Source organism: Bradyrhizobium sp. (genome assembly GCF_016213215.1).
Lineage (GTDB): Bacteria > Pseudomonadota > Alphaproteobacteria > Rhizobiales > Xanthobacteraceae > Bradyrhizobium.
The window spans coordinates 1-3,888 of sequence record NZ_JACRAW010000024.1; the positions used below are offsets into that span (position 1 = coordinate 1).

Sequence of the window (3,888 nt, forward strand, 5' to 3'; positions counted from 1 at the left end):
ACGTTGATGACCTTGTCGAAGAATTCGAGCCCGAGAATCTCGCCGTGCGCGGCCGGCTCAGAGGCGTTGTTGAGCTTGCGGGCGAGCGCCTTGTAGAGCGTGTCGATCAATAGCGTCGACTTGCCGCCGCCGGAAACGCCGGTCACGCAGGTGAACAGGCCGAGCGGGATTTCCGCCGTGACGTTCTTAAGGTTATTGCCGCGGGCGTTGACCACCTTCAGCGTGCGGCGATGGTTGGGCGGGCGGCGCTCCGGCACGTCCACTGCCAGTTCGCCGGTCAGGTATTTTCCCGTCAGCGACTTCGGATTGCGCATGACGTCGGCGGGCGTGCCTTGCGCGACGATGTGGCCGCCGTGCATGCCGGCGCCGGGGCCGATGTCGAGGACGTGGTCGGCGAGGCGAATGGCGTCCTCGTCATGCTCGACCACGATCACGGTGTTGCCGAGGTCGCGCAGGCGCTTGAGGGTGTCGAGCAGGCGGGCGTTGTCGCGCTGGTGCAGGCCGATCGAGGGCTCGTCCAGCACGTAGAGCACGCCGGTCAGGCCCGAGCCGATCTGTGAGGCGAGGCGGATGCGCTGGCTTTCGCCGCCCGACAGCGTGCCGGAGGCGCGCGACAGCGTCAGGTAATTCAGGCCGACGTCGAGCAGGAAGGTGAGGCGCTCGCGGATCTCCTTGAGCACGCGGCCGGCGATCTCGTTCTGCTGGGCGTTCAGCGCGCCCGGCACGCTCTCGAACCATTCGCCGGCACGCTTGACCGAGAGCTCGGAAATCTCGCCGATGTGCTTGCCGCCGACTTTGACGCACAGCGCCTCGGGCTTCAGCCGGTAGCCGTGGCAGGCCTCGCAGGGGATGTCGGTGAAGTACTTCGCCAGCTCCTCGCGCGCCCACTCGCTCTCGGTCTCGCGATAGCGGCGGTTGATGTTGGTGATGACGCCCTCGAACGGCTTCTTGGTGTCGTAGGAGCGCACGCCGTCTTCATAGGAGAACTTGATGTCGTCCTCACCGGAGCCGTAGAGGATCGCGTCTTTCGTCTTCTTCGACAGGTCCTTCCACTTGGTGTCGAGGGTGAACTTGTAGTGCTTGCCGAGCGCGGTCAGCGTCTGCAGGTAATAGGGCGAGGACGACTTGGCCCAGGGCGCGATCGCGCCCTTGCGCAGCGTCAGCTCCTTGTCGGGAACGACGAGGTCCTCGTCGACATGCTGCTCGACCCCCAGGCCGCCGCAGGCCGGGCACGCGCCGTAGGGGTTGTTGAACGAGAACAGGCGCGGCTCGATCTCCGGAATGGTGAAGCCGGAAACGGGGCAGGCGAACTTTTCCGAGAACAGGATGCGCTCGGGCCCGCTCTTGTCGTGAATTTTTGCGGTCTTTTTCTTCTCGTCATGGCCGGGCTTGACCCGGCCATCCGTCTCTTTTGAAGAAGATGGATCACCGGATCTCGCGCCTTCGGCGCGGCCCGGTGATGACGAAGAGGGCGCATCGGCGAATTCGACCACGGCGAGGCCCTCGGCGAGCTTCAAGGCGGTCTCGAAGCTTTCGGCGAGTCGCTGGCCGATGTCGGCGCGCACCACGATGCGGTCGACCACCACGTCGATGTCGTGCGGGAATTTCTTGTCGAGGGTGGGCGCTTCGGCGAGCTCGTGGAAGGTGCCGTCGATCTTGACGCGCTGGAAGCCTTTTTTCAGGTACTCGGCGAGCTCTTTCCTGTACTCGCCCTTGCGGCCGCGCACGACCGGCGCGAGCAGATAGAGGCGGGTGCCCTCGGGCAGCGCCAGCACGCGGTCCACCATCTGCGACACGGTCTGGCTTTCGATCGGCAGGCCCGTGGCCGGCGAATAGGGCACGCCGACGCGGGCCCACAGCAGGCGCATGTAGTCGTAGATCTCGGTGACGGTGCCGACGGTCGAGCGCGGGTTTTTCGAGGTGGTCTTCTGCTCGATGGAGATGGCCGGCGACAGGCCGTCGATCTGGTCGACGTCTGGCTTCTGCATCATCTCCAGGAACTGGCGGGCATAGGCCGACAGCGACTCGACGTAGCGGCGCTGGCCCTCGGCGTAGATGGTGTCGAAGGCGAGGGAGGACTTGCCGGAACCGGACAGCCCGGTGAACACCACCAGCCTGTCGCGGGGAATCTCGACGTCGATGTTCTTGAGGTTGTGCTCTCGCGCGCCGCGGATGGTGATCGCGCGCAGGCTCGAGGCGGCGTTCTGCTGCTGGCGCTTCGCCCGGATAACTTCGTCCATTTCGGCCATTCCCCGCGGAGATTCCCAAGGCGCCACTGCGCCGCGTTCAGGCGCGCCTCGCCCGGGCCCGGGGAACAGACGCGAATGGGTGTACCGGAACGTAGGAAGAACGGCCGCGGATTTCCAGTGCCGTGTGCGAATCATCAACCGATTGTTGGCCGCCTGGCGGCAGGTGGCAGCAATAGATGGCGCGCCCCGCGCGCAAGCAAAAAGGCCGGCGCGAGGCCGGCCTTTTCGATCGGAGGGGCAAACGATCGGAGGTTCAAACAGTCTTCAGTATCTCGCCACGACCGGGCCGCCGAAGCGATAGTTCAGGCGCACCGTCACGAGGTCGACGTCCTGGCTGATGGTATCGATGCGCTGGTTGACTATTGCCGTTGCCGGGAAGGTGATGTCCCGATCGCCCATGAAGAGGTGGTTGTACTCGAGGCCGACCGACCAGTTGGGCGCAAAGCCGACTTCAATACCCGTGCCAACGGCAGCGCCCCAGCGCGTTTCGCTAGCCTCGTCGAATACAATCCCGGTTCCGGTAATCAAGCCGCTGTGCTTGCTGTGCGTGGCCGCCGCGCCGCCCTTCACGTACCAGAGAACGTTGTTGAAGGCGTATCCGACCTGACCGGTGAACAAGCCTATCCCATCAACCTTGGTTCTGTTCGTCACGAAGGCCCCAAAGGCCGCCGGGTCGCTCAGGCTCGATCCGTTGAGATCGGCCCAATTGCCCTGGGCTTCCAGACCGAACACCCAGTTTGCCGCCTGCCAGCGATAGCCAAGTTGGCCACCCACCGTGCCGCCGGACGCGTTGTGGCAACCCTCGCGCACCGCCGGGGCGACCACAATGCCGTTGACATTGGTCAGGTCCCAGCAGTTGCGGCTCGTACCCCAGCCACCATTGAGGCCGATGTAGAAGCCGGTCCAGTCATACACGGCCACCATCGGCGCCGGCGCCTTGGCGTAGGGACGTGGGGCCAGATCCGCGGCGTTGGCGGAAGCAAAAACGCCCAGTGCAAACAAACCGGCCGATGCCAGCAGAATCTTCTTCATGTTCAAATCCCCAGTCCCCTGATTTCTTCTTCGCTTCCATACAGCGGAAGGAAGTGAGCGATTGGCCCAACAACTAGTAGTCTACAACGTTACTTCTGCAAGTTGTGTAACCGAGGAGCAACACGCGCGCCGAAAAGCGGTGCGGAAAGGGGGGTAATTAACTACAGGTTGCGGGGGGGGGGGGGTCGAACGGCGGCCCTGAGTGAGGCGGCGGTTCAAACAAAAAGGCCGGCGCGAGGCCGGCCTTTTTTCGATCGGAGAGCAAACGATCAAAGGTGCAAACAGCTCTTCAGTATCTCGCCACGGCCGGGCCGCCCCAACGATAGTTCAGGCGCACGAGGCCCATATCGACGTCCTGGCCGATGCTGTCGTTGCCAAAGGGCGCGCCGGCAACCGAGGTGAAGCCGACGTTCCGGTGACCCAGGAAGATGTGGTCGTACTCGAGGCCAACCGACCAGTTGTGCGCGAAGGCGAACTCGGCGCCGACACCAACCGTGGCACCCCAGCGGGTTTCGCTGGCCGAGCCGAGCAGGGCACCGCCTGCCGCCGGCGGATTGAAGACGTCGTACTCGTCGCTGACCACGGCGCCGCCGCCCTTCACATAGAG

3 protein-coding genes are annotated in these 3,888 nt (G+C 64.3%); all 3 read right to left on the bottom strand.

Going from position 1 to position 3,888, the window contains the following annotated elements:
• A partial coding sequence (uvrA, locus tag HY852_RS05470) for an excinuclease ABC subunit UvrA (protein ID WP_291603212.1) occupies positions 1-2,240 on the bottom strand: 2,240 nt, incomplete at its 3' end.
• A 273-nt stretch (positions 2,241-2,513) separates the two neighbouring features.
• Positions 2,514-3,281, bottom strand: coding sequence for an outer membrane beta-barrel protein (locus tag HY852_RS05475; RefSeq protein WP_291603214.1), 768 nt, complete (start codon positions 3,279-3,281; stop codon positions 2,514-2,516).
• A gap of 289 nt (positions 3,282-3,570) precedes the next feature.
• The coding region (locus HY852_RS05480; protein WP_291603216.1) for an outer membrane beta-barrel protein at positions 3,571-3,888 on the bottom strand (318 nt) is incomplete at its 5' end.

Excerpts from the sequence above, each read along its gene's own strand:
- HY852_RS05475 (WP_291603214.1), bottom strand. The coding sequence starts at position 3,281 with ATGAAGAAGATTCTGCTGGCATCGGCCGGTTTGTTTGCACTGGGCGTT.